General features: G+C 68.5%; 2 protein-coding genes. Both read left to right on the top strand.

Translation table 11 applies throughout. From position 1 onward, the window contains the following. Window positions 1-2,251: hybrid sensor histidine kinase/response regulator (locus VF662_RS04730; RefSeq protein ID WP_464138296.1), on the top strand; the 2,251-nt coding region annotated here is incomplete at its 5' end. Window positions 2,252-2,261: 10 nt separating this feature from the next. Continuing rightward, on the top strand, window positions 2,262-2,635 hold a 374-nt coding region (locus VF662_RS04725; protein WP_464138294.1), incomplete at its 3' end, for a response regulator.

Here is a 2,635-nt window from a genome sequence, read left to right as displayed (position 1 = left end):
GGCCTTCGCGGCCGGGCTCGTGGGGCTAGGGGCGGTGCTCGCCTTCGCCTCCAGCTTCCGCTCGGCGCCGGCCAGTGCCGAGGCCGCCCCCAGAGCCGACATCGGCCTCCTCCGCGCCGCCGCCGACAGCGCGAGCGGCGCGGTGGCGATCACCGACACGGACGGCCGCCTCGTCTGCGCCAACAGTTCCTATTCGGACTGGTTCGGAGGCGCCGCCGCTCCGGCGGAGCTTCCGCTGGAGGCCGAGGAGGAGAGCCTCGCCGCCGCCGGTGCCGAAGCCCGCCGCGACGGCAACGCCGCCCGCGCGCGGCTCCGCATCCACGGCCTCAACCTTGCTCTCGCGGTCGAGCGCGCCGGCCTCGGCGACACCCACCTCGTCTGGCGCTTCACCCGTTCCGACGAGGTCGACCTATTGCGCGAGGCGCAGCGGCTGATCGGCGGCCCCGCGGGCAAGCGCATCTCCGAAGCCGGCCTGATGGCCGCGCTCGCCGATGCGGACGGCAACCTCATCGCCGCCAACCAGGCCTTCATCGCCCGCGCCACCGGTCGCCCGGAGGCATCGATCTCCGGCACTCCGCTCGTCAACCTCATCGCCGTCACCGAGGAGGGCCAGTTCCACTTCGCCGGCGAGCCGCGCGGCACTGCGCCGCTCCGGATCATCCAGATCCCGGTTACCGAGGGCGAGGAGCCGCTCACCCTGTTCCTCCTGCTCGACGACCCGTCGGGCGGGCGGGGCCGGCTCGGCAAGGAGGAGAGCGCAAGCGTCAACGCGCTCCTCGACTTCATCCCGCTCGGCCTTGCGCTCGCCAATGTCGACGGCCGCTTCGTCTATCTGAACAAGGCCTTCCGGAAGGCCGTCGGACTGCCGAAGGAGGCGCGGCCCGTCTATCCCGGAGACCTCGTCGTGGACGAGGACAAGCAGGCGGTCTCCGAGGCCGTCCGCCGCTTCGCCCGCGGCCCGTCCACCTCCTCCGACCTCGCCGTCCGCCTCAAGGCGCAGCCCGACGAGCCGGTCGCGCTCGGCATTGCCGGCGCCCGCGGCCTCGGCGAAGCGGCGGTGATCCTGTCGCTAAAGGACAATAGCGAAGCGGACCGACTGAAGCGCCAGGTCGCGCAGGCGACGAAGATGCAGGCGGTGGGTCAGCTCGCCGGCGGCGTCGCGCACGATTTCAACAACATCCTCACCGCGATCCTGGGCTATTGCGACCTCATGCTGATGCGCCACACGCCCGGCGACAGCGATTATGACGACATCCAGCAGATCCGCTCCAACTCGAACCGCGCCGCCGGCCTCACCCGGCAATTGCTCGCCTTCTCGCGCCAGCAGACGCTTCGCCCGCAGGTGCTCCAGCTCCCCGACGTCATCTCGGAAGTGCTCAACCTCCTGAAGCGGCTGCTCGGAGAGACCGTGAAGCTGCAGGTGAAGCACGGCCGCAACCTGGGCGCCGTCCGCGCCGATCCCGGCCAGCTCGAGCAGGTGATCGTCAACCTCGCCGTCAACGCCCGCGACGCGATGCCCCAGGGAGGAACGCTTACCCTCCGCACCTATTCGGTCACTCCGGAGGAGGTGCGGCGGCTCGGCAGCGACATCCTTCCCGCCGGCGATTATACCGCGCTCAAGGTCAGCGACACCGGCACAGGCATTCCTCCTGCCATCCTCGGCAAGATCTTCGAGCCCTTCTTCACCACGAAGGAAGTGGGGAAGGGGACCGGCCTCGGCCTTTCCACCGTCTACGGCATCGTCAAGCAATCGGGCGGCTTCATCTTCGCCGAATCGGAGGAAGGGGAGGGGACGAGCTTCACCATCTACCTGCCCGTCCACCGCGCCGAGGGCGCCGCCCGCCCGGTCAAGGCCAAGGCGAAGGAAGGTGCGCGGGAGCTCTGGGGGACGGGCACGATCCTGCTCGTCGAGGACGAGGCGATGGTCCGCTCCGTGGCCGAGCGCGCGCTCACCCGGCACGGCTACACGGTGTTCACCGCGGAGAATGGCGAGGCGGCGCTGGAGATCCTCGCCCGCGAGGAGGTGATCGACCTCATGATCTCGGACGTCGTCATGCCGACCATGGACGGGCCGACGACCGTCAGGGAAGCGCGCAAGACGCGGCCCGATCTGCCGATCCTCTTCATCTCCGGCTATGCCGAGGAGCAGCTCAGGAAGTCGATCGACCTCGAGCGCGTGCAATTCCTCGCCAAGCCCTTTTCCGTCCAGAAATTGGCCGAAGCGGCGCGGGATGCCCTGCTAACCAAATAATTCTTTTGATTTGGCGCAATTAGCGATTAATCGCGGCATCGTGCAGGGGAAATGTTCCGTTCTGATCGTCGAGGACGAGCCGCTCATTTCGATGATGCTCGAGGATTTCCTCGAATCCCTCGGCCACGAGGTCGCAGGGACTGCCGAAAGCGTGCAGGAAGCGCTCGCCAGGGTCGATGAGGGCGGCTTCGACGTCGCGATTATCGACGTTCACCTGAAGGGCGAGCATGTCTGGCCGGTGGCGGACCGGCTGAACGAGAAGGGCATCCCCTTCATTCTCGCCACCGGCGGCCACATCTCGCCGCCGCCGCCCGAGCACGCCGAAGCGACGGTGCTCGCCAAGCCCTATACGATCGACGCGATCGAACCGGCCCTGAGCGCCGC

Source organism: Allosphingosinicella sp. (assembly GCF_036387215.1).
In the GTDB taxonomy this organism is placed as follows: Bacteria; Pseudomonadota; Alphaproteobacteria; order Sphingomonadales; family Sphingomonadaceae; genus Allosphingosinicella.
The sequence above is the reverse complement of the archived record's forward strand: the minus strand, read 5'-3'. Positions and strand labels throughout refer to the sequence as shown.